Genomic DNA, 24,226 nt, shown 5'->3' with positions numbered 1-24,226 from the left:
ATGATTTGAGATAGTGTAGAAAGAAAGTTGAACTTAAAAATTATAAGGAGTCCAACATGAGTGGACATCAAGGGCATGACCATAGTCATGCAGTTGTTACTGAAGGTAATGCCAAAAAACTTACGATTGCATTGGTGCTGACCACAACATTTTTGATTGTCGAATTTGTTGCAGGTTTAATCACTCAAAGTTTGGCTCTGCTGTCTGACGCAGCGCATATGTTTACCGATGCAGCGGCACTGGCCATTGCATTGGCAGCGATCCAGATTGCCAAACGCCCAGCAGACAATAAGCGAACCTTTGGTTATCAACGCTTTGAAATTCTGGCGGCATTATTTAATGCTTCCATGCTGTTTTTTGTGGCGATGTATATTCTTTATGAAGCCTATCAGCGTTTTACCCAACCTCCTGAAATCCAGAGTTTGGGCATGTTGATCGTGGCTTCAATCGGTCTGGTGATTAACCTGATTTCGATGAAGATTTTAATGTCGAGTGCTTCTGAAAGTCTGAATATGAAAGGTGCCTATTTAGAAGTATTGAGCGATGCTTTGGGTTCAGTCGGCGTCATTATTGGTGCGGTGATTATTTATTTCACCAACTGGTATTGGGTCGATACCATTATTGCTGTTGCGATTGGTTTCTGGGTCTTGCCAAGAACGTGGATCTTACTCAAACAGAGTATCAATATTCTGTTAGAAGGTGTACCAGAGGAAGTCGATGTCGAGAAACTACGTAATGATTTGCTGGCACTGGAAGGGGTGGAAAGTATTCACCAGTTAAAAGTCTGGGCGATTACCTCAAAGAATATTCATCTGACCGTACATTTGTTTGCACCGAATGTAGATCGTAACCAGTTGCATCGTACTGCAACCGAGATGCTATCGCATGAACATGGTATTGCCGAGGTGACACTACAAATTGAAGATGATGCAGAAATGAATTGCGAACATACGCATCAACATGCTGAGGACAATGGTCATTCACACCAGCATTAGGCTGATGTGAATCTTCATTTAGGGATAATTGACCTAAACCTAGCATAAAATATGAAACTTGGAAGAGTCATCTACAACCTGAATAGAATTTGAAATGGACGGTTTTTGCAATATTTAAATGCAAGAAGTGAACAGGTTTTGCATGAGTAGCGCAGCTGCGCAAGGTGGTTGCCCTTGTGGAGGCGCGCTCTTCATCCCGAAATACTTGCGAAGCTTTAAACGCTTCTCAGGTCGAACCGAAGGTTAATCCTAAAATAGGATGAGAACTCAACATGGCTCCGTTGTAACTATTTATTTTTTAATTTGTTAAAAATAAAAAACGACGGATTGGCTAATGATTAATTCTGCCATTCATGGTTGCAGTCACGGCATTTCCAATGCTTTTGTGCTTGCATAAAGGCTTGCATCGAAATTTTGAAATCTGGAAGATCACGCCAGAATAAAACCCCTGCAATCACACAAACTGCAAAAACCACAACCGTTGCGATTTGGAGGGTTTGTCCAGCACCATTACCGAAAATCCACATCCCAATGCTGATCAGCACCAAAAACAATAAGATAAAAATCGCAGGCACTAAAAGCACCAGACTTTTGGGCACATTCGGGCGCGGGCTGTTGGCACCCTGACTCGCAGGCATAATTTTCACGCTTTGGCATTTAGGGCAACGGTATTGCATAGAGGGTTCCTATTCTGTTTTGTCCATTTTAGCGAAATTTATGTAAAAGCAAAAATGCTGAGCGATTCAAATACATAACTTTACTTATTTGTGGCGTTGAGCCTTCGTGATGAGGATTGGGAATATTGGGCTACAGCTCGTCTAAAGCTAGTCGCAAAAGCTTCGACAGTCATGTTAATTTGCTGGATGAGTTGGCTGAATAATGCGAAAGGATACGCATGTTACCCACCAAAATTTTAAAGTTACGCTTGTCCCGAATCCAGAAGGGAGCACAGCATCTTTCTACACAAGATAAGTTGATGCTGGTGACATCGGAAAGCCCAGATCTGAGCGCCAATTTTTTATTGCGGCTTTTTAAAATATCTTTGCCCAAGCAATGGAAATTTCATCATGAAAATGATGAAGACATCCTCTATGCCTCACAGTTGATTCAGCTCATTGAAGACGAGTTTATTGAGGCTTATAGCGCTCACGCACGCAAATATGGCTGGTATGAGCAATGCTTGATGTATCAGCTTAATTTTATAATCCGACAACCAACCCAACAGCAAATCAATACTTATTTACGTCAGCTGGATCAATGTCTGGATCAGCAACCGAAAATTGGGCTATTAAACTATTTTCAGCAACATTATCCGTGCGCACCGCATGCCAATGCGCTTGCGAAGGCTTATGCAGGTGCAGGGCAATATACGCAGGCGATTGAGTATTTTGAATGGGCCGCAGCACAATCATCTCAATTTAATGAAGTGGCTTTTTATGCGTATCTTCAATGTTTACTCAAGCGTAATCAGCCCGAATATCAATCTCAGGTCAGCGATATCGAGTATGCGATTGATCTGTTGGTGCGATATCAGAAACCGATTGATCAAAAAGCATATTGCAACATCTTACAGCAGGCAGTCAGCCTATTCTTACCTGAATCCATTCTACAGACGCGGGCGACAGCAACCACTATGGTGGCTGATGTTGGGCGCAGCTTAAATGCTTTGGGAAAAACATTAAATGGCATATGGGGTGGACGGGAACATCATCTACCTTTTAGTCAGGAGGTGATCGCCAGCGCACCACAGCTTTTAACCGAGCACAGCGTGTTGGCGGGCTTGGCTCAGGCGAAGACGATGCAGAATGCTTTACAACATTCTTTGGGAAAATCGTCTCATCTTACATTTAGGCAGGACCCTTCATTACTTCAGTCCCTATGGCAACTGATGCAACAGCAGCCCACAATTCTGGAATTATTGATAGAGCCTGCTCAATATGATCAATTGATGGAAAGGCTTCAGCAGAGCACACCGCAACGCAAGCATGAAATAGGTTCTCAAAATATTCAGCTCATTCTGCAACACGGTTTGATGGCGTATTTAGGTGAAGTACGGTTGGATAAACAGCATCCAGAACGCGATGCTCTATATGCCAATCGTGATCATGTGGTGACTGAGATGACTGCTTTTGCAAATTGGTTTTATACGGAAATTTTATCCCCTTATCTTCAACAACAGAACCACCTGTTTAAACAGATCCATGCTTTATGTCTGCAATTAGATGAAACCGCATTAAGTAGTGGATTATTTGCATTACAGTTTGAGGTGCAGCAGCGAGTACAGGTTCTTGCGAGCTGGATGCAGCCCAAATTGGAAAAGGGCAATACGTTTGAGTACATGCAGGTGGCTTGGGTGGCATTGCGAGAATTACCGAATTTTGAGCTGGCATCTGCCCAACAAAAAGTGCAACAGATTGAGCTGGCATTGGAACAGTATAAGCGTATTCGTTTAAGTCAAACGCAGATACTACAACCTGTTCAAGCTGCAACGCCAATGAACCCAGATGATGACTAAATTCATGTGATCAGGAGATAAATCAGTGGCCGAAATAAATGAAACTGTGCAACAAAAATACGCAAATTGTCTTGTAGGGCATGATAATCTACAGAAAAACGTCGAATAAGTTCAGAAAGCAGATCGTTGCTCATAAGAAATGAGCCAGTAAGAAAGGGAAGAGGGAGAACATCTTGAATCGACAAGATGATAAAAAGGCGATGTTCGATATTATGCCAGCAGATACAGAGGTATCTGGTGTGAAACCATCATTATCACGTCGACTCATCAATAAGACCTTGCAACACGCACAAGATGCCGTTGAATTTGCCAGTGACACCTCACGCAATATCGCAGGTGTGGCGGATGCTGCTTTAGATGCGCTGGATCAGGTGACGCATCATACCAAGCGTGGTGTGGAAGGGATGCGCAATACAGTTCGGGATATGGTCTCAGAAACCAGTGAGGCTGCACGTCAAGTAGCTTTGGCGATGGCAAGAGCATCATTGGGCAAAAGTAGTCTTACCTTATACTTGCCAGAAATGCTGCTGAATAACCAGATTCGCAAGCGCATGGATCGCTCAGAGATTGATGATATTAAAATTGAATGCGGCAATGATCGTTTTCATATTGAACTTGATGGACATTACCATCGGTTTTTATATCGGCTTTCACTCGAATTTAATGTCTTGGAATGCCGCATCGGACAAGAAAAATATTTACGCTTACGTCAGGTCGATGAACATCTTGATTTGCAGATCCGTCATGGCGGGACGCTCACCAACTGGGCGGCACGTCGTGTGGGCAATGCCAGTTTTGAACTGATTAATTCTTTACCGATTCCTTTTCTGATTAATCATCTGATTCGTGATGTCCCAGGGATTCAAAAAGAAGGCCATCGCCTGTGGTATATCGATCTGGAGGAGGCAGGCTTTATCGATTTCATTAATAACCGTTCGTGGATGGTCGATAAACTATTAAGTCTGACAGATTTTAGTATTTTGCCGGGTTTGAATATTTTGCAAGAAAGTCGTGAACTGGTACAGCAACTGGTTGATCAGTTTGAGATCCGTGGTTTACGCGTGCAATCGGGTCGTTTGGAAGTACAGGTCGGCATTGGCACAGATTAAGAAAGCAAAAGTAGAAAAGAAAAAAGCCACTGTCAATGCAGTGGCTTTTTAGAATTTGGCGTCCCTACGGGGATTCGAACCCCGGTTACCGCCGTGAAAGGGCGATGTCCTAGGCCTCTAGACGATAGGGACTTATCGGAGGAGATTTACTTACAGAATATGAAACATATCTCTTGTAAGCCTAAATTCTCAGCAAGATGATTTATCTTTGCCTTTCCTCGAATTTAGTGGCGTCCCTACGGGGATTCGAACCCCGGTTACCGCCGTGAAAGGGCGATGTCCTAGGCCTCTAGACGATAGGGACGTTTCAGAGGTGGGCGTATATTAGGTTGAATTGGGTGGGGTGTCAAACACTTTTCTCAAGAAAAATTAAAAAAACCAAACAAGTGTTTAAAAATAAAACATATCGTGGAATAAATAATCAAAAATAAGCAGTTAAGCTAAAAAATATGAAAAATAGGGTTTTCCTTAGACATAAAAAATGCAGCCTGAGCTGCATTTTTTATGTGATCTGATTATTTGCGATTACGATAGAAAATGTAATGGCTCAAATAACATGCTGCAATAAACAGCAAACAACCAATAAAGCCTGCTTGCATCTCAGGATCGGCTGCCATACTTAGCCCTGTAATGAAACAGAAGATAAAACCCAGGATCGGAACAATCGGGTAAAGCGGCGCAGCAAATTTTAAGTCTTTTGCGGTATGTCCTGCCTTGTACCATTGGCGTCTAAAGTTAAATTGACTCCAGCAGATACTCATCCACACAATCACCATAGTGAATGCAGCAACCCCGAGTAAATTCTTGAAGATTGTCTCAGGCGCAAAGTGTTCTGATAATAAACCAGGAATTGCACCAAACATGGTGACGACCAATGCAATGATTGGCGTACCACTCTTTGACAATCGAGAGAAAACACTTGGCAGTTGGCGCTGATCTGATAAAGACCACATCATGCGTGATGCAGCATACAGACCCGAGTTGGCAGCAGAAAGAAGCGCTGTGATAATCACGAATCGGATAATGTCATCGGCATAAGGAATACCAATGTAATTAAACACAGTCACGAACGGACTGCTACTCACACCTTCACCACCTAAGCCAGCAACTTGGAAAGGAAGGAGTGCGCTGATTACAATGATAGTACCCACAAAGAAAATCAATAAACGCCAGATGGCTGCATTGATTGCTTTTGGCACATTTTCAGCAGGATCCTTGGTTTCACCCGCCGCAACACCAATTAACTCTGTACCTGAGAAGGCAAAGTTAACGATCAACATGGTGGTGAAAATTGGAATTAAACCTTGCGGGAACCAGCCATGTGCAGTCAGGTTGTGGAAGAGTGGTGCAGACTCATAACCGTTGAATGGAATAAGACCAAAAATTGCCATTAAGCCGAGAATAATAAAGGCAATAACTGTGACCACTTTGACCAAGGCGAGCCAGAATTCAGACTCGGCAAACATGCGGGTGGAGGTTAAATTTAGCCCCAAGATCGTGACGGCAAAGATAATAGTCCAGATCCACATGGAAATATGTGGAAACCATTCCTGCATCAGTAGGGCAGCAGCGGTAAATTCAGTACCTAAAGTTGCTGTCCAGGTGAGCCAGTACACCCACGAAATCATGTAACCTGTGCCTGGACCAATATATTTTTGAGCGTATGCACCAAAAGATCCAGCAACAGGCATATGTACTGCAAGTTCACCTAAACAGAGCATGACCATATAGGCAATCAGACCGCCTAGGATATAGGCAATAATTGCACCCACAGGTCCAGTTTGAGCGATAACTTCACCAGAACCTAAAAACAAGCCTGTACCAATCGCGCCACCTAAAGAAAGCATGACTAAATGGCGAGTGCTCATGGCACGCTTTAGCGTTTTTGGTTCTGAATTCGCATTTGAGTTGGAAGATTGCATACGACAATTTGTCCAAGCATAGAGAAGCGGCTATTTTATGTAAAATTCGAAAATGTGCAATCTGCTTGAGGCAAGATTGTGAGAAAAATATAATTATTAGAGTATAGAATATGGCGTCCCTACGGGGATTCGAACCCCGGTTACCGCCGTGAAAGGGCGATGTCCTAGGCCTCTAGACGATAGGGACAGATGAGGCAACACACGGATGACTTGAGCATAACTCTTGCTTTCGTTTCGTATTTCGAAACGATGGTGGAGCCAAGCAGGATCGAACTGCTGACCTCTACAATGCCATTGTAGCGCTCTACCAACTGAGCTATGACCCCAGAATGTGTGAGCGCAATATTAGGGGGAATGCGCTCACACGTCAATCATTAAACTGAATTAAGTCTCACTATTTGCATCATTTTTCGGCAATTTTAGTGATTCATTTAACTTTTCCCAAGCTTTCAGTTCTTTCTTGCTCGGTGCGCCCACAATTTCGAGTGCGTGACGTAAACGGGCAAAGGTCAAATCAGGGCCAAGTGTAACCATAGCTTGCATCACAGGCGTCGAACTGGTTGAACCGGCAATGGCGATAAAGAATGCAGGCATGAAGTCACGTAGTTTAACTTCCATCTGATTGGCAAGATCCATCAGTGTCTGGCTGACCGTGTCATTATTCCAAGTGAATTGGCTTTCTAAACGCCAGATCGCAAACTGTAGGCTTTGACGAACCTGTTCTTCCGTCAGTTTTTTGCTTTCGAACTGTTCTTTACTGATTTGTGGCATATGGTTGAAATAGAAACCTGCCCAGTTCACTGCTTCAGAGAGTAGGTTGATACGCGGCTGAATGGCAGCTGCAATATCTTCAAGTGTTTGACGGTCACTCTTCCATGCCAATAAACGGTCTAGCAGTTGTCCTGGCGTCAGGCCTTTAATCCACTGACCATTCAGCCAGTTGAGTTTTTCAACATCAAAGATTGGGCCACCAAGAGAAACACGTTGCACGTCAAAATTCTCAATCATGTCCTGTAAGGTAAAGATTTCGCGTTCATCCGGCATTGACCAGCCCATACGACCTAAATAGTTCAACAAGGCTTCTGGCAATACGCCGATGTCACGATAGTAGTTGATTGATGTTGGATTTTTACGTTTAGAGAGTTTTGATTTATCTGGATTACGCAACAATGGCATATGGCACAGTGTTGGCATGTCCCAACCAAAATATTGGTAAAGCAACTGATGCTTAGGCGCAGACGGTAACCATTCTTCACCACGTAAGACATGAGTGATTTCCATTAAATGGTCATCTACCACGTTCGCAAGGTGATACGTTGGTAAGCCATCTGTTTTTAATAGCACTTGCATGTCGACTTGTGCCCATGGAATCTCGACTTCACCACGGAGTAAATCATTGATTTTACAGATGCCTTCTTCAGGTACTTTCATACGGATGACATGAGGTTCACCCGCAGCAAGACGGCGTTGCACTTCTTCTTCTGATAATTTTAAACCGCGACCGTCATATTTTGGTGTTTCACCACGTGCCTGTTGTTCTGCACGCATTTGATCTAATTCTTCTGCTGTTGCGAAACAATAAAATGCATGGCCTTTTTCTACCAGCTCAAGCGCATATTGCTTATAAATTCCCATACGTTCTGACTGGCGGTAAGGTGCATGCGGGCCACCCACATCTGGGCCTTCAGACCAGTTCAGACCTAACCAGCGCAAAGAATCCAGAATCATTTTTTCAGATTCTGGTGTTGAGCGAAGTTGGTCCGTATCTTCAATACGTAAAATGAATTCGCCGCCATGCTGCTTAGCAAAACATAGATTAAATAATGCGATATAAGCGGTGCCTACATGTGGAAAACCTGTAGGAGAAGGGGCAATACGGGTACGGACTTTCATAAATTATCGGAGATTAAATTAAAATTGAAACTATTATAACGAAAAAGCCTAGTCACAACATGACTAGGCTTCATTTAAACATGTGAGGGGCACATATTTAAAAATTATGAGGTATGCGGCTGGAATATGGTTTGAACGAAACGTGAAAAACGCTCATGTTGACTCGCGAAAAAAGTCTGCGTTGGTGTAGTACGAATCGTATTTAACATTTTTAATTCGTCATCGGTTGAAGGCAGCATCGTTGTATTGCGTTTTTGCTGATCCAGTGCTTTGACGATTAAGCTTGAAGATGATTTATCAAGCGTTTTTATGTTATTGCTTTCTTTAATTGCTGCTGCATGTCCAGCTTGAACAGAACATAGCAAAAATAAGCTTATATATGCTGTTTTCTTCAATTTTAATGTTGGCATCGCTAACATTCCCCTCTTGAATTTGAGTCTACAAGACTAACCAAACTACTATAGTATTGCTTTAATAATACGATTTAAACATAAATCTTAATAAAAAAGTAGAACTACGTCACACTTTTTACAAAAATATTAAAATTTGACACATCCTTATCTACATTTATAGCAATATGGCTACTTTGTATACAAGCGCAATTTAGCAAGCAAATGTGTAGAAAAAGTGGAGAATGATAATTTTTCTCATTTTAAAGGACAAGTCCACATCGGCCTACTTTTAAATCAGTCAGTGGGTTTTGAACTTAGCTTAAAAACTGCAAAGTAATAAATTTATTGATATAACCGACTGATTGTAAATTATTTTTAAATAAATATAGTGGTTACAAATGGGGTGGACTGGATAAACAATAAATGAAAACAGTGATTGCAGCGGCATTGTTGGCCTTGGGTTTAAATGGGATGGCACAAGCCGCAGCGACTTTTTTAAACGTGTCTTATGATCCTACACGTGAATTTTATCAAGAATATAATCAGGCCTTTGGTCAATACTGGAAACAAAGAACAGGTCAGGAGGTTGATTTTAAACAGTCTCATGGCGGTTCAGGTAAACAAGCCCGCTCAGTTATTGATGGCTTGCAGGCCGATGTGGTGACTTTAGCACTGGCAAATGACATTGATGAAATTGCCAATGCTGGTTTAATCCGTAAAGACTGGCAAAAACAGTTTAAAGATAATTCTGCGCCTTATACTTCAACCGTGGTTTTTCTGGTACGTAAAGGCAATCCTAAAAATATTCGTGACTGGAATGATTTAACTAAAGATGGGGTAGAGATCATTACGCCAAATCCGAAAACAGGTGGTGCGCCTCGCTGGATCTATTTGTCGGCTTGGGGCTATGCCTTGAAACAGCCAGGCGGTAATGATGCCAAAGCACGGGAATTGGTGAAAAAACTTTATCAAAATGTCAAAGTTCTGGATTCAGGTGCGCGCGGTTCTCTCACGACATTTGCCGAGCGTGGCATTGGTGACGTGTTGTTGTCTTGGGAAAATGAAGCCTTATTGGCAACACAAGGTTTAGGCAAAGATAAATTTGAAATCGTTTATCCTTCAATTTCCATTCTGGCAGAGCCTTCTGTAGCTATCGTGGATAAAACGGTAGATAAGAATGGCAACCGTCAATTGGCGCGAGGGTATTTAAATTTCCTTTACTCACCTTTAGGGCAGGAGCTGGCAGCTAAACATTATTTCCGTCCACGTAATCCTCAGGTGGCGGCCAAATATGCCAAACAATTTCCAAAGATCAAATTATTCAATATAAATGACGTGTTTGGCGGCTGGGCAAAAGCGCAAAAAACGCATTTTGTAAATGGTGCGATTTTTGACCAGATTTATGCGGAAAAACCGTAAAGTTCGTCTTCATTCAGATCAACACAAAAGATTGAAAAGCAAATACCCAAGGTGTTTGCTTTTTTATTGCATGAAAAATGACAAGAAAACGGTTTTATCTATGAAAAGTTAAGAATTCTCTACAAAAAGTCGTTTGGTGCTGGCGTAAAACAAGGTGATAATGTGCAGTTACATTTTCAGCTGTTGATTCAATTCTTATGTCGCATATTTCTGTCTTACTTCATGAAACCGTTGATGGCGTATTGGCAGGTCGCGATACTGGTATTTTTGTCGATGCGACCTTTGGTCGTGGTGGACATACCAAGTTGTTACTTTCAAAACTAGACCAAAATGCACGTGTTTATGCCTTTGATAAAGATCCTCAAGCGCTTGAAGTTGCAGCACAATTAGAACAAGAAGATCCGCGTTTTAAAATTATTCATGCCAGCTTTGCAGATTTGCAGGCTGAACTTGCCCATATTGGTATTACCGAAGTCGACGGCATTATGGCTGACTTAGGGGTGTCATCACCGCAGCTTGACCAAGCCGAACGTGGTTTCAGTTTTATGCAAAATGGCCCACTGGATATGCGTATGGATAATTCGCAAGGCCCAACCGCTGCAGAATGGCTACTGGATATAGAAGAAGAAAAACTCGCAAACATTATTTACCAATATGGTGAAGAACGTTATAGCCGCCGCATTGCCAAAGCCATTAAACTGGCAGGTGAAATGACAACAACAGCTCAACTGGCAGAAGTGGTTAAAACAGCACATCCAAAATGGGAAAAGCATAAGCATCCGGCAACGCGGACTTTTCAGGCCATTCGTATTGCGATTAATAAAGAACTCGACGATATCGAGACATTCTTGCCGCAAGCGGTTGCTCTGTTAAAACCAACCGCACAATTGGCCGTGATTAGCTTTCATTCACTAGAAGACCGTTTAATCAAACAATTTATTCAAAAAGAATCGAGTTTGGCCGAAGATTCAGGCTGGGGTATGCCTCAAGCACAGGTTGATACTCGACGTTTAAAGAAAGTTTCTCGTATTCGTGCGAGTGAAGCAGAAGTAAAAGCAAATCCTCGTTCGCGTAGTGCGTGGCTACGTGTGGCTGAGCGTTTAGAGCAAAAAGGCTGAGAATGAACAACAAGAATGATGACGACGTTTTACCAAGCAGCAAAAAGGGACTGAAAAAAGTTGTTGTTTATGCTGTGCTCGTTGCATTGGTATTTACCAGTGCAATGATGGTGGTGTTTCAAGTCTTTGAATATCGTCATGATTATCGTGACTTAAGCGCTTATATGCGTGAAAGAGATGATCTGAATGCAGAGTGGGGGCGTTTGCTGATCGAGCAACAAACCTTTGGTGCGACTGCCCAGATTGGTTCTCGGGCAGTGACACAACTCCGTATGTTCTCACCACCCGCTACGCAAACTGTAGTGATTTCTTTACCTATGACTTCAAAGCAAGATAAATAAGGCATGCTGTATGGCAGATAAGAGAAGCAAACCAATACGAAAAAAACAGCAGTCGATTTCTGAAAGACCAACACTTGCTTTGGACATGTGGCGATTTTATTTGCTTTGGGGCACGGTATTGCTTTGCTTTGTCGTGTTGGTTGCACGGGCATTCTATGTTCAAGTGGTCAATAAAGACTTTTTACAGAATAAAGCCAATGCCAATATTTTGCGTACCGAACGTCTTGAGGCGATGCGTGGGGTGATCAGTGACCGCCATGGTGTGCCTTTGGCGATTAGTACCCCGATCATGAAAATCGTGATCGACCCACGAGATTATTGGGAAACCAAACAGCAGTTTGATGAAATTACTGCTGAGCTAAAAAAAGACCCGAATAACCGTAAATTAAAACGTCAATTGCCAGATAAAAACCTGAATCTGAATGAGCTGGCGGATGCTGTCGGTATAGATCGTGCCGATTTAAAGAAACAAATGCAGGCACGTCCACGTTCACGTTATTTGGTTTTACAAAAAGAAATTCCGCCACAGCAGGCTGACCTGATTATTAAACGCAACTTTCAGGGCGTATATGCCGAAAAAAGTTATAAGCGTTACTATCCTCAACCGCAACCCAATGCACAGATTATTGGTTTGACCAATAGTGAAGGGGTGGGGATTGAAGGTCTGGAAATGCAGTTGAATAAACAGCTTTCTGGTGTCGATGGTGAGCAAAAAATCATTCGTGATAAAAAAGGTAATCGCCTTAAGGTTTCTGAAGTCATTAAAGAAGTTGAGTCTGGCGAGAACATCACGCTCAGTATCGATTCGCGTTTGCAATACATCATGTATCGCGAGCTTACGGCAGCTGGTGTTGCCAACAATGCACGTTCAGCAACGGCGATTGCGGTCGATGTGAAAACGGGTGAAATTCTGGCGATGACCAGTTGGCCATCTTATAACCCGAATGACAAAAATGGTCTCAACAATAAAGATGCAATGCGTAACCGCGGTGCGATTGATATGTTTGAGCCGGGCTCGACCATGAAACCGTTCACGGTGGCAGCGGCTCTGGAAAGTGGCAAATACACACCAAATACCATCGTCAATACTTCACCGGGTTCAATGCGTTTAGGTTGGCATACGATTCGTGATACGCATAACTATGGTGCGTTGACCGTATCTGGTGTCATTATTAAATCGTCAAACGTGGGTTCAGCCAAGATCGCATTGTCTCTGCCTAAAGATACAGTACCTTCTTTCTTTAGACGCGCAGGTTTTGGTCATCGTTCAGCCGTTAAATTCCCAGGGGAAAGTGCGGGTCTACTTTATTCAGGTAGCAAGCTCAACCCATCGCAGTTGGGAACTATGGCCTACGGTTATGGTCTGAATGCGACCATTTTACAGGTGGCGCAAGGCTATGCCATGTTGGCGAATCATGGTGTGCAAATGCCATTGAGCTTGCGCAAACTGGACAAAGCACCAGAAGGCACACAAGTTCTCGAACCTAAAATTGCCGACCAAGTACTTACCATGCTTGAGCAAGTGACCATGCCGGGCGGTACTGCGAAACAGGCGGTGATTCCGGGTTATCGCGTGGGCGGTAAAACAGGGACAGCACATAAATTACGTGCAGACCGTAAAGGTTACTCGAACAGTGAATATCGTGCTCTGTTTGCGGGTGTTGCGCCAATCAGTGATCCGCGTCTGGCGATGATTGTTGTGGTCGAAAACCCGCAAGGTCGTTATTACGGTGGTCTGGTTGCTGCCCCAGTATTTGCGCGTATGATGCAGGAGTCTTTGCGTCTCCTCAACGTGCCTTTAGATAAGCCACTTGATACTTCTATAAAATCCAATCCGTAGGTAGATTATGTCGATTAGTTTTCAACAGATACATCCGATCAGCATAGATGCGGCTTGGTATAGCCAACCTTTTCAGGGCTTTTCTCTGGATAGCCGTAAGGTTGATAAGGGACAAATTTTTATTGCCTTGAGCAGTTATAGCCAACCAGAAAAAACACGCCAGTTTGCCCAGAATGCTTTAGATGCAGGTGCATTGGCGGTAATTAGTGAAACGGCTTTAGGCTTTGCCAATGAATGGGTTTGTCCTGATGTTCGCTATCACATGGGCGAATGGCAAAAGCAGTATTTGCAGGCAGTTGATCCTGTGCAGCCCTTGCGTGGTATTGCGGTGACGGGAACCAATGGCAAAACCACGATTTCTCGCCTGATCGCAGAGTTGATTAGCTCGCAAGGCAAAGGCTGTGCGGTCATGGGAACCACAGGCAACGGGATTTTACCTAACTTAACGCCATCAACGCACACCACTTTAGATGCGTTGCAGTTGCAACATGCGCTGCATGACTATGCCAAACAAGGCGCGAGTTTTGTTGCACTGGAAGCCAGTTCGCATGGTTTGGAACAAGGCCGTCTCAATGGCTGTGATCTTGAAATTGCGGTGTATAGCAATTTAAGTCGAGACCATCTGGATTATCACGGTACGCTCGAAGCCTATGCTGAAGCAAAAGCGTTGCTGTTCAAATTTATGACCTTAAAAGCTGTTGTCATTAATCTGGATGATGCACATGCACCGCTTATGTTGGATGCAGCAAAAGCCAATCCATCGCAACCTAAAATCCTCACCTATTCTTTGACTCAAACCTCTGCTGATTATCATATTGCTGATTTGCAATATCGTTTAAGTGGTGCGAGTTTTACGCTGATGAGCCCAACGGGTGCTTATACGGTACAAAGCCCATTGCTTGGGCATTTTAATGTCGAAAACTTATTGGCGAGTTTGATTGCAGCTGAATATGCAGGTTTTGCGCTGGCAGATTTGGTGCAGTTTGTGCCGCAACTGAAAGGTGCGCCGGGTCGTATGCAGGTGATTCAGGATGCTGAGCGTCTATTTGTGGTGGATTATGCACACACACCGGATGCCTTGATTCAGGTACTGACCACATTGAAACGTCATGTCACTGGACAATTGTGGGCGGTATTCGGTTGTGGCGGAGATCGTGACCGTGGCAAGCGTCCACTCATGACTCAGGCCGCGCTTGAGCATGCCAATCCAGTCATGCTGACTTCGGATAATCCGAGAACTGAAAATCCTGAACAGATTTTTGCTGACATGAAGCAGGGCATTGATTTTACTGCCCATGTGATGCATGAAATCCATGACCGCCGTGAAGCGATTAAGTTTGCTGTAGCGCAAGCCCAAGCGGGAGATATCGTGGTAATTGCGGGTAAGGGGCATGAAAATTATCAGGAAATCGATGGCGTGCGTCATTGGTTTGATGATGTGGTTGAAGTGCAATCTGCAATTGCTGCCCAGCCACATTCGGTACATTCTGCTTATCCTGTGCAATAGTGTGAAAAAAGGTAAATAAAAACGATGCATACCTCAACGACTAGTACTGTTCCATTAGAACTGTGGACAGCAGAACAATTACAACTCGCCACCCAAGGGGAGTGGCATCAGCAAAATGTTCCGCAGGGTGAAATTAAGCGTATTTTGACTGACTCACGTCACGCTGAGGCGGGCGATGCATTTCTCGCTTTAAAAGGTGAACGTTTTGATGCGCATAATTTTGTAGCACAAGTGGCGGCACAGGGTTGTCAGGTTGCCATCGTAGAGCATCCTGTTGATGCTGATATTGCACAGCTCGTCGTAAAAGATACACGTTTGGCGTTAGGGCATCTTGGAGCCTATCGCCGTCAGCAAAACCACCAGTTGAAAGTCATTGCCTTAACAGGCAGTAGTGGTAAAACCACCACCAAAGAAATGCTGGGCAGTATTTTATCCCGTTTAGCACCAACACTGATCACGCGTGGCAACCTGAATAATGACTTGGGTGTGCCAATGATGTTGCTGGAACTGCGTCAGGAACATCAATATGCCGTGATGGAGCTGGGTGCCAGTCACCAAGGTGAAATTGATTACACCTCGAATTTGGTGCAGCCACATGTGGCAGGCATTTTGAATATTGGTACAGCACACTTGGGTGAGTTTGGTGGTCGCGAGGGTATTTGCCGCGCTAAATCAGAAATCTATGCACATATTTTGCCGCAAGGCACCGCAATTGTTCCTGCACAAGATGATTATGCAGCTACTATTCGTGAAAATGCACAGGCACACCCGATTCTGAGTTTTGGTGAAGGCGGCGATATCTTTGCGACCGATATTCAACTTCATCCTCAATCGGCACAATTTAATTTGCATACGCCACAAGGTGTTCGTGCAGTGAACTTGCCATTTGCAGGGGCACATAATGTACAGAATGCCGCAGCAGCGACCGCATTTGCTTTAGCGCTTGGTATTGCGCTTGATGATATTGTGCAAGGCTTAGAGCAAGCACAAGGTGCCAAAGGTCGTCTGAACTTTATTCAGCAGCAGAATCATCTGTTTATTGATGATACCTATAATGCCAACCCGACTTCCATGCGTGCAGCAGCACAGGTGCTCTTGCAGCAGCAGGGCTTAAAAGTCATGGTGATGGGCGATATTGGTGAGCTGGGTGACAGTAGCTGGCAAGAGCATCATGATCTTGGCCGAGACTTGGCATTGTTACCATTAGATCATCTGGTTGTCGTCGGTGAATTCGCTGAAGCAGCGCAACAAGGTTCATCTCATTCAGAAAAGTTACATGCCTTTGCAACACAGGCAGAAGCATTACCGTTTTTAATTAATTTAGTCCAAACACATCAACCCCAGTCAATGAGTTTCCTGTTTAAAGGGTCTCGTTATACCCATATGGAAACGTTGATGGCTGACTTGATGGAGAAAATTTAAATGTTGTTATGGTTATTTGAACAATTGGCGGACTATAACAGTTCGTTTCAGGTTGTTCGTTATTTAACGTTGCGCTCTTTGTTGAGCTTGCTGACTGCCTTGACGATCGGACTGGTATTAGGCCCAGTCATGATTCGTAAATTACAGGCATTAAAATATGGTCAGGCGGTGAGCTCTTTTGCGCCAGAAAACCATGCCAAAAAAATGGGTACCCCAACCATGGGCGGGATCCTCATTTTACTCTCTATCGGGATCAGTACGTTATTGTGGGCTGATTTATCCAATCCATATGTCTGGATCGTACTTGGCGTGATGGTGGTATTTGGTGCGGTAGGTTGGGCCGATGACTGGATTAAAGTTCGTTATAAAGACAATGCTGGCTTGCCAGCACGCAAGAAGTTTTTCTGGACTTCGGTAGCGTCTCTAGGTGCAGGTATTGCTTTATATGTGATTGCAAAACAGCAGGATAGCGCGGTACATACAGCGAATATGCTGGACTTGCTGATTCCTTTCTTTAAGAATCTCTCGATCCCATTATCAGCGGTTCCACTAGGCTTGGCGTTTATTGTCTTTACTTATCTGGTGATTAACGGCGCATCGAATGCGGTAAATCTGACGGATGGTCTGGATGGTTTGGCGATCATGCCAATCGTAATGGTTGCAGCAGGTTTAGGTGTATTTGCTTATTTATCGGGTGATATTCGTTTCGCTGAATATTTGCATATTCCTTATGTAAAATACACCTCTGAGCTGGTAGTCATCTGTTCGGCAATGGTCGGTGCTGGTTTGGCCTTCCTCTGGTACAATGCGCACCCAGCCCAAGTCTTTATGGGCGATGTCGGTGCATTGGCACTCGGTGCGATGCTCGGTACCATTGCGGTGATGGTTCGTCAGGAAATCGTATTTGCGATTATGGGCGGTGTCTTTGTGATGGAAGCCATTTCTGTATTCTTGCAGATCGGTTCATTGCGTATGCGTAACAAGCGTGTGTTCTTGATGGCGCCTCTGCATCACCATTATGAAAAACAAGGCTGGAAAGAAACACAGGTTGTGATTCGTTTCTGGATTATCACGATTTTCCTCGTCGTGTTAGGCTTAATGACCTTAAAATTACGTTAAACCAAGATTCAAGAAAGAAGCTGGTATTGACCAGCTTTTTTTATGTTTGGAGAAAATAGATGAGTTTGTTGATGTGTCCTGTTTGTCGCCAATCATTGAATTTGGTTGAAAACTTCTGGCGTTGTGAAAAAGGGCATCACTATGATGTAGCGAAACAGGGCTATGTCAATTTACATGTGGTGCAGCATAAACATAGCAAGTCACCCGGGGATACGCCTGAGTCGGTACTGGCACGCCGTGAGTTTCTGCAAGCAGGTTTTTATCAACCTTTGCAGCAGGCTGTGGTCGAGATTCTGCAACAGCTTAAGCCTGAAGCTGTGCTGGATATTGGTTGTGGTGAAGGCTATTATACCAGTGCAATGCAGGCGCATACTCAACAGTGTGTCGGGGTAGATATCGCTAAAACTGCGGTGCAAAGAGCAGCCAAGCTGAATTCAAAAGTGACTTGGGTGGTGGGAACAGGAGCGACTTTGCCTGTTCAGGATCATTCAATTGACCTTTGCACCAGTTTGTTTAGTCCAATTCCTCAAGATGAAATCATGCGAGTGCTACAAGAGGATGGCCATCTGATTGTGGTTACGCCTGCGCCACGTCATTTATACGATTTGCGCGAAGCCTTGTTTGAGCAAGTGAACTTGCATGAGCCACAGAAGTTTGTGGAGCAGTTGGATGCACAGTTTGAGCTAAAACAGGAACGGGTGGTTGAGAGCATCATGTCACTGGATCAGCAGGCTTTAAAAAATCTGATCGCCATGACGCCGTATGCTTATAAAGCCAATCCTGAACGACGCAAATTGCTAGAGCAGTCATCACAATTCGCAGCGACCGCCTCCTTCCAGATTTATCTGTTCCAGAAAAAAAAGAAGCCATCAAATTGATGGCTTCTTTTTTGGTTACTGAATCTGGTTAATCAGATTTTCAATTCCGTCACGCTCTTTTTGAGGTGCTGGATTATTACCCATTGCTGGTGGCTGCTTTTTGGCAGGGACAATCGGACGTTCCTCAACTGAGGTTGGTGGCGTTGTTCCTGGCAGGTCAGAAAAGTCGTTTTGAGTTGAACGTGTTGGTACAGGCGGTGCTGGACGATAAAGTGGACGAGCCAGTGGTGGCGAAGCACGATATTCTTTTTTGTCTTCACTTTGCTGGATCTGTAATTTATCACGCGAAATTGGATCTTTTGCCTCTTTATCTAGACGTACCCATGCTGATGGTGTGTCTTTTAATGACTGACCCATAAAGTTGGTCCAGATTGGAAGCGCTGCAACACCACCATACTCACGACGACCTAAAGTACGCGGTTGGTCAAAGCCAACCCAAGCCACAGCAACCAACTTGCCATTAAAGCCCGCGAACCATGCATCTTTCGCATCGTTGGTTGTTCCTGTTTTACCACCCAAATCATCACGACCGATTCTCATTGCAGCACGTCCAGTACCGTGTTGAATTACATCACGTAAGATGTTGGCCATGTCATAAGCTGAACTTGATTTCAGGATGCGTTGTGCCTGACGATAGTCACCATTTGGCTTGCTTGCTTTTTGAGTATCGGCAGCAGTCATTGGTACGTCAGAGGCTGCATTTGTATCATCCAAAGTCGCATTGGTGATTTCTTTGACTTCATCTTTTTTACTTGCGTCAGCTGTTTGTTGTTTCGTATCGTTCTTTGCAGTGGCAATACAAGGAATACATGCATACTCAGGCTTTGCTTCATAAATGACTTTGCCATACGCATCTTCAATACGTGTAATAAAGTGCGGCTGGATACGGTAACCGCCATTGGCAAATGTCGCATAACCTGTTGCCATTTGAATTGGTAATACCTGCGGCGTACCTAAGGCAATGGTGTAGTTACGTGGAATCTGGTCATCTTGTAAACCAAAATCCATAAACAGTTGGCGGGTACGTTCGATCCCGACATTTTGTAATAAACGGACAGAAACCGAGTTTCGTGACAGGTAAAGGGCGCGACGTAATGGAATCATACCAAGATAGCGTCCATCCGCGTTTCTTGGTGACCATTTACCAATGGTAATCGGGCTATCGTTAACCATGCTATATGGTGTCATACCACGTTCTAAAGCCAGTGCATACACGAATGGTTTAATGGTCGAACCAGGTTGTCTCCAACCTTGTAAAGCACGGTTAAATTTAGATTGATAGAAGTTATAGCCACCTACAACCGCTTCAATTGCACCGTCATTTGGATTAATGGCAATGAGCTGGCCCTGTACTTTTGGTACTTGAGTCAAAGCCCATACCGTTTTGCCTTCATTTGGACGCAAACGCACAATATCTTTGACTTTGACAATTTGTGAAGCATTCGATGGTGCGCCACCCACGCTATTGGCGTTGCGATATGGACGTACCCAAGACATGCCTGACCAGTTCACGGTTACGGTTGAGCCATCTTGCATTAATGCTTCAAAAGAATTGTTATTCACTTTGGTGACTTGAGCAGGGTAGGTGTTCGCATAAGCCATGAACTGTTTTAAAGGTTTATCATGTGCTTCTGGACCGCGCCAGCCATGACGACGGTCATATGCTTCCAGTCCATTTTGAATCGCTTGTTCTGCATAACGCTGGCGGTTGCTATCAACGGTGGTGTAAACCTTATAACCCGAGTCAATCGCCTGTTCGCCAAAATGCTCAACTAATTCGGAACGGACCATTTCTCCGACATAGGGAAAAACGTTACTCACCGAGCGATCAACCATGTTCAGATTGATCGGCTCAGCAACCGCTTGCTGGTATTGATTCTGATTGATATAACCCAGCTGCAGCATACGTCCCAAAATCCAGTTACGACGCTCAAGTGCACGTTCTGGGTTAACCACAGGGTTATATTTGGATGGTGCTTTTGGTAAACCCGCAATCATTGCCATTTGTGCGGTGGTCAGCTCATTTAGGTTTTTGTTGTAATAGATACGAGCAGCTGCGGCGATACCGTAGGCATTTTTACCCAAGAAAATTTTATTGACATACGCCGTCAAAATTTCCTGTTTTGTTAAATTCTGTTCGATTTTTCGTGCAAGAAAAACCTCAGTCAGTTTACGTCTTAGTGTTCGGTCTGGACTTAAATAATAGTTCTTCGCAACCTGCATGGTAATGGTTGAGCCCCCAGTCTGGACATCAGAACCCGTAACAGATTCAGTCAAAGCTCGCCCTAAGCCTTTAAAACTGATGCCGTTATGCTCAAAAAATGAGGAGTCTTCTGCTGCAAGGAAACCATGAATAAAGGTCGGAGGAATCTGTTCATACTTAACAGGAATTGATAATTTCCCGCCATATTCCGCAATCAACTTATTATCTGCCGTATAGACTTGCAATGGTTTTAATAAAGGCGCTTTTTTTAATGAGCTCATATCTGGCAATGATGGCGCGAGATAGAGATACATGCCATAAAATCCCATTGGAAGTGAGACTAAGATAATAATAACGATCAAAAAAAATGGGCGAACAATACCAGAACTGGATAGCTTTTTCATAATAAGTAAGTTTTAATAAGAGCGAATGGCAAACTAATTGTGGTCAGTATATCCTTTAGACATGCGGATTGTTAGATGAGTTATTGTATCCGTATCAATTAAAGACCAAAACAAAATTAGTATGTTGAATTTTTGGGGATAAAAAAATAAATAGGAAAGTACTGTGCTCAGGTTATATCGTAAACCAAATAAGGGGTTAGTGGGTGTCGATATTAGTTCGACAACTGTTAAATTATTGGAGCTCTCTGTAAAGAACGGTAGATATTGGGTTGAAAGTTATGCGGTGATGCCATTACCTGAAAATAGTGTAGTGGAAAAAAGCATTCTGAACCCAGAGGCGGTGGGTGATGCACTTGAGAGAGTCGTCAACTTGGCGAACCCTCACACCACCAATGTTGCATTTGCAGTACCTACTTCTATGGTCATTAACAAGATTATAGAAATGGATGCTGACATGTCGGATGAAGAACGTGAAGTTCAGATCCGTATGGACGCTGAGCAATACATTCCGTTCCCGTTAGATGAAGTGAGTCTGGATTTTGAAGTTTTACCTGACCGTTTGGCCAATGCAAACCGGGTAAACGTACTGCTCGTGGCCACGCGAACAGAAAATGTAGATACGCGTGTCGAAGTGCTTGAACTGGCTGGCCTCACCGCAAAAATCGCAGAAGTTGAAAGTTACGCAATGGAGCGTGCTTTTAGTGTCTTTGCCGATACCTTGCCAATGGGTGCCAATACGGTCGGTATTCTGGATATTGGTCACACTATGACCACGCTTTCTGTGATGCAGAAAGGCAAAATTATCTATACCCGTGAGCAAGTGTTTGGCGGTCGTCAACTGACTCAAGATGTACAAAGTCGCTATGGATTGTCTTTTGAGGAAGCGGGTCGTGCCAAAAAAGAAAGAACACTGCCAGACGATTATGATACCGAGGTGCTTGAGCCTTTCCTTGATGCAGTCGTTCAGCAAGCTGCACGTTCACTCCAGTTCTTCTTTTCATCTTCTCAGTTCAATGAGATTGATCATATTTTACTTGCTGGCGGGAATGCCAATATTCCTGGTCTGGCGAAATTATTACAACAAAAGCTCGGTTACCGGGTGACCATTGCCAATCCATTTTTACAAATGGGTTTTTCTCCCCAAATTGATATTAAAAAAATTGAAAATGATGCTTCCTCTTTAATGGTGGCATGTGGTTTGGCAATGAGGAGTTTTGATTAATGGCAAAGATTAACTTACTCCCTTGGCGTGATGAGCTAAGAGAACAAAGAAAGAAACAGTTTGTCGCTTTTTGTGTTGGGGTTGCTGCATTAGGGGTTGCATCGGTCTTTTCAGGATGGATGTATTTTGATCATAAACTGAGTGATCAGGAACAGGCCAATCAGCTGATTGTGAGTACCAATCAGAATTTGGATACACAACTGAAAGCTCTGGATGGTTTGCAAGAACGCCGTAATGCCATTATTGAGCGCATGAAGCTGATTCAGGGTTTACAAGGGCAACGTCCAGTTGTGGTACGTCTGGTGGATGAACTGGTTCGCGTCACACCACCAACCATGTACTTGACCAAGTTTACCCGTACAGGTGATAAATTCACCATCGAAGGTAAAGCAGAAAGTCCGAATACCGTGGCTGAACTGTTGCGTAATCTTGAGGCTTCGCCGTGGTATCGCAATGCCTTTATGAATTCATTCCTTGCAGTGGACGAAAACAAAAATAAAGATAAAACAGCAAGTTCGCTGGTTCCTCGGGTTGAGGAAAATTATGGAAGTTTTATTGTCACTGTAGATTTGGGTGAGATTGGTACAACTGTTGAGGCTGCACCAACAACAGAACAGGCCGCATCAGGGACAGTAGCAGTGGGGACCGCGAAATGAACCAAGATGAATTGAATCAAGACACCGTTGCTGTCAAGAAAAAGAAAATGACGGTCGAGCAGTTCTTCCAGCAATTTAATACGCTGGACATGAACAATTACGGCAGTTGGCCTTTATCCGTCAAAATCACGTGCTGGATCTTCGTATTTTTAGCTGTGATTGCGCTGGGTTATTTTGTGGTGATTAAATCTCAGCTCGAAGCGATTGAGAACGCTCAGGCGCAGGAACAAAGCTTACTGAATGAATTTAGAGAAAAAGATTCCAAACTGCGTAACTTGCAACAATATCAAGCGCAGTTGCAAGAAATGGAAGCGAATTTTAATCAACAATTAGAACAGCTACCAAAAGAAACAGAGATTCCGAGTCTGGTTGAAGACATCAACTTGACGGGTGTCAATTCTGGCCTGAAATTTAAAAATATCCGTCTGGAAAATGAAGTCAAACAAGAGTTCTTTATTGAGCAGCCAATCAGTATCGATGCGACAGGTGACTACCATGCGTTTGGTGCTTTCGTGACAGGTATTGCGGCCTTGCCTCGTATTGTGACTTTGCATGACTTTACGGTTGAAGCAAAAGAAGATACCCAGAAAAAATCTGATATTCCTGTGGTGAATTATACTGTGAAAGCCAAGACCTACCGTTATGTAGGCGCGGATGATCAGGCCAATGCCGCTGCGGCAGCGACAAATAATCCACCTGCTGCAGGAGGAAAGTAAGCCATGAATAATTATAAATTACTACTTAGCTTGTTGCTTGGATTGGGGTTGGTTGGATGTGATTCGCGTATTGATGCAGTCAACCAGAAGATGGCTGAAATCCGAAATCAGCCACCTTTACCGATTGAGCCTGCACCTGTATTTACACCTGTACCGTTATTTAACTATTCGGCGCATCAGCTGAAAAGCCCATTTATGCCAAGTTCTTTAGCTGCCGAGTTAAAGATTATGGCAGGCAAACGTGTCTATCCGAACTTTAATCGTCAGCCACAACCGCTAGAGAGCTATGCGCTGGAATCATTAAATATGAAGGGTAGTATGCGTGGCAGAAGTAGCGATACGATTGCTCTGATTCAAACACCTGATGGGCAAATCGAGCGCGTACAAGTGGGTAGTTATTTGGGGATGAATCAGGGGCGCATCATTAAAATTAGCCCGACTCAGATAGATTTGGTGGAAATCGTACCTGATGGACGAGAAGGTTACGTAGAAAGACCTCGAACACTCGTTCTCATTGGACCAGCACCATAAGATTAAGGGAATAACAATGAAAAA

19 protein-coding genes, 4 tRNA genes and 1 pseudogene are annotated in these 24,226 nt (G+C 43.8%); 15 read left to right on the top strand and 9 right to left on the bottom strand.

Annotated features, from left to right (window positions below):
- The first annotated feature begins 56 nt into the window (after positions 1–56).
- Positions 57–995 carry a cation diffusion facilitator family transporter gene (locus tag EC846_RS12570; RefSeq protein WP_123775352.1) on the top strand — a complete coding sequence of 313 codons (939 nt, stop codon included), beginning with the start codon at positions 57–59 and terminating at the stop codon, positions 993–995.
- Positions 996–1,333: 338 nt separating this feature from the next.
- Here EC846_RS12570 and EC846_RS12565 read toward each other — a convergent pair whose 3' ends face one another.
- Positions 1,334–1,672 (bottom strand): hypothetical protein, encoded by a 339-nt coding sequence (locus EC846_RS12565; protein WP_005260013.1) that lies wholly within the window; start codon positions 1,670–1,672, stop codon positions 1,334–1,336.
- A 218-nt stretch (positions 1,673–1,890) separates the two neighbouring features.
- On the opposite strand from EC846_RS12565, the gene EC846_RS12560 reads away from it, so the two are divergent.
- Both EC846_RS12560 and EC846_RS12555 read left to right on the top strand, forming a co-directional pair.
- Positions 1,891–3,510 carry a hypothetical protein gene (locus EC846_RS12560; protein WP_123775351.1) on the top strand — a complete coding sequence of 540 codons (1,620 nt, stop codon included), beginning with the start codon at positions 1,891–1,893 and terminating at the stop codon, positions 3,508–3,510.
- 173 nt (positions 3,511–3,683) lie between these two features.
- Positions 3,684–4,619 carry a hypothetical protein gene (locus EC846_RS12555; RefSeq protein ID WP_005260009.1) on the top strand — a complete coding sequence of 312 codons (936 nt, stop codon included), beginning with the start codon at positions 3,684–3,686 and terminating at the stop codon, positions 4,617–4,619.
- 56 nt (positions 4,620–4,675) lie between these two features.
- Here EC846_RS12555 and EC846_RS12550 read toward each other — a convergent pair.
- From EC846_RS12550 to EC846_RS12520, 7 genes are all read right to left on the bottom strand, one after another.
- Positions 4,676–4,751, bottom strand: a tRNA-Glu gene (locus EC846_RS12550).
- A gap of 96 nt (positions 4,752–4,847) precedes the next feature.
- A tRNA-Glu gene (locus tag EC846_RS12545) sits at positions 4,848–4,923 on the bottom strand.
- A 211-nt stretch (positions 4,924–5,134) separates the two neighbouring features.
- Complete coding sequence (locus EC846_RS12540; protein ID WP_123775350.1) at positions 5,135–6,541, bottom strand: amino acid permease; 1,407 nt, start codon at positions 6,539–6,541, stop codon at positions 5,135–5,137.
- A 111-nt stretch (positions 6,542–6,652) separates the two neighbouring features.
- A tRNA-Glu gene (locus EC846_RS12535) sits at positions 6,653–6,728 on the bottom strand.
- A gap of 63 nt (positions 6,729–6,791) precedes the next feature.
- A tRNA-Ala gene (locus EC846_RS12530) sits at positions 6,792–6,867 on the bottom strand.
- Between the two features lie 58 nt (positions 6,868–6,925).
- Positions 6,926–8,434, bottom strand: coding sequence for a glutamate--tRNA ligase (gltX, locus tag EC846_RS12525; protein WP_004776078.1), 1,509 nt, complete (start codon positions 8,432–8,434; stop codon positions 6,926–6,928).
- 104 nt (positions 8,435–8,538) lie between these two features.
- Positions 8,539–8,844, bottom strand: a complete 306-nt coding sequence (locus tag EC846_RS12520) for a hypothetical protein (RefSeq protein WP_004776077.1) — start codon at positions 8,842–8,844, stop codon at positions 8,539–8,541.
- Between the two features lie 405 nt (positions 8,845–9,249).
- On the opposite strand from EC846_RS12520, the gene EC846_RS12515 reads away from it, so the two are divergent.
- The 8 genes and pseudogenes from EC846_RS12515 (at position 9,250) to EC846_RS12480 (ending at position 18,470) form a co-directional block, all read left to right on the top strand.
- A complete protein-coding gene (locus EC846_RS12515; RefSeq protein WP_123775349.1) occupies positions 9,250–10,245 on the top strand; it encodes a sulfate ABC transporter substrate-binding protein in 996 nt (331 codons plus the stop codon).
- Positions 10,246–10,442: 197 nt separating this feature from the next.
- A complete protein-coding gene (gene rsmH / locus EC846_RS12510) occupies positions 10,443–11,363 on the top strand; it encodes a 16S rRNA (cytosine(1402)-N(4))-methyltransferase RsmH (protein ID WP_123775348.1) in 921 nt (306 codons plus the stop codon).
- A 2-nt stretch (positions 11,364–11,365) separates the two neighbouring features.
- Positions 11,366–11,704: a cell division protein FtsL gene (locus tag EC846_RS12505; protein ID WP_005227681.1), complete on the top strand. Its 339-nt coding sequence runs from the start codon at positions 11,366–11,368 to the stop codon at positions 11,702–11,704.
- A 10-nt stretch (positions 11,705–11,714) separates the two neighbouring features.
- Positions 11,715–13,548, top strand: a pseudogene (gene ftsI, locus EC846_RS12500) (penicillin-binding protein PBP3).
- A gap of 3 nt (positions 13,549–13,551) precedes the next feature.
- Positions 13,552–15,051, top strand: coding sequence for a UDP-N-acetylmuramoyl-L-alanyl-D-glutamate--2,6-diaminopimelate ligase (locus EC846_RS12495; RefSeq protein ID WP_123775346.1), 1,500 nt, complete (start codon positions 13,552–13,554; stop codon positions 15,049–15,051).
- A gap of 24 nt (positions 15,052–15,075) precedes the next feature.
- The gene (locus tag EC846_RS12490; RefSeq protein WP_123775345.1) at positions 15,076–16,473 is read left to right on the top strand and encodes a UDP-N-acetylmuramoyl-tripeptide--D-alanyl-D-alanine ligase; all 1,398 of its coding nucleotides are present in this window, start codon (positions 15,076–15,078) and stop codon (positions 16,471–16,473) included.
- Positions 16,474–17,592 carry a phospho-N-acetylmuramoyl-pentapeptide-transferase gene (gene mraY / locus EC846_RS12485; RefSeq protein WP_004776067.1) on the top strand — a complete coding sequence of 373 codons (1,119 nt, stop codon included), beginning with the start codon at positions 16,474–16,476 and terminating at the stop codon, positions 17,590–17,592.
- A 59-nt stretch (positions 17,593–17,651) separates the two neighbouring features.
- Positions 17,652–18,470 carry a putative RNA methyltransferase gene (locus EC846_RS12480; RefSeq protein ID WP_123775344.1) on the top strand — a complete coding sequence of 273 codons (819 nt, stop codon included), beginning with the start codon at positions 17,652–17,654 and terminating at the stop codon, positions 18,468–18,470.
- Positions 18,471–18,485: 15 nt separating this feature from the next.
- On the opposite strand, the gene ponA is transcribed toward EC846_RS12480, so the two are convergent.
- Entirely contained in the window at positions 18,486–21,077 is a 2,592-nt protein-coding gene (ponA, locus tag EC846_RS12475; protein WP_123775343.1) for a penicillin-binding protein PBP1a, read from the bottom strand.
- 163 nt (positions 21,078–21,240) lie between these two features.
- Between ponA and EC846_RS12470 the strand changes: the two genes are divergently transcribed.
- Genes EC846_RS12470 through EC846_RS12455 form a run of 4 tightly spaced genes read left to right on the top strand, consistent with a single transcriptional unit; the run spans position 21,241 to position 24,202 of the window.
- Positions 21,241–22,299, top strand: coding sequence for a pilus assembly protein PilM (locus EC846_RS12470; RefSeq protein ID WP_004776062.1), 1,059 nt, complete (start codon positions 21,241–21,243; stop codon positions 22,297–22,299).
- Positions 22,299–22,955 carry a PilN domain-containing protein gene (locus EC846_RS12465; RefSeq protein ID WP_123775342.1) on the top strand — a complete coding sequence of 219 codons (657 nt, stop codon included), beginning with the start codon at positions 22,299–22,301 and terminating at the stop codon, positions 22,953–22,955. Before EC846_RS12470 ends, EC846_RS12465 begins: the two co-directional genes overlap by 1 nt.
- Positions 22,952–23,671: a type 4a pilus biogenesis protein PilO gene (locus EC846_RS12460; protein ID WP_004776059.1), complete on the top strand. Its 720-nt coding sequence runs from the start codon at positions 22,952–22,954 to the stop codon at positions 23,669–23,671. The genes EC846_RS12465 and EC846_RS12460 overlap by 4 nt, the downstream gene beginning before the upstream one ends.
- Before the next feature lie 3 nt (positions 23,672–23,674).
- Entirely contained in the window at positions 23,675–24,202 is a 528-nt protein-coding gene (locus tag EC846_RS12455; RefSeq protein ID WP_123775341.1) for a pilus assembly protein PilP, read from the top strand.
- Positions 24,203–24,226: the final 24 nt, after the last annotated feature.

The sequence above is a fragment of the Acinetobacter sp. BIGb0102 genome (genome assembly GCF_003815055.1).
GTDB classification, from domain to species: domain Bacteria; phylum Pseudomonadota; class Gammaproteobacteria; order Pseudomonadales; family Moraxellaceae; genus Acinetobacter; species Acinetobacter vivianii.
The sequence above is the reverse complement of the archived record's forward strand: the minus strand, read 5'-3'. Positions and strand labels throughout refer to the sequence as shown.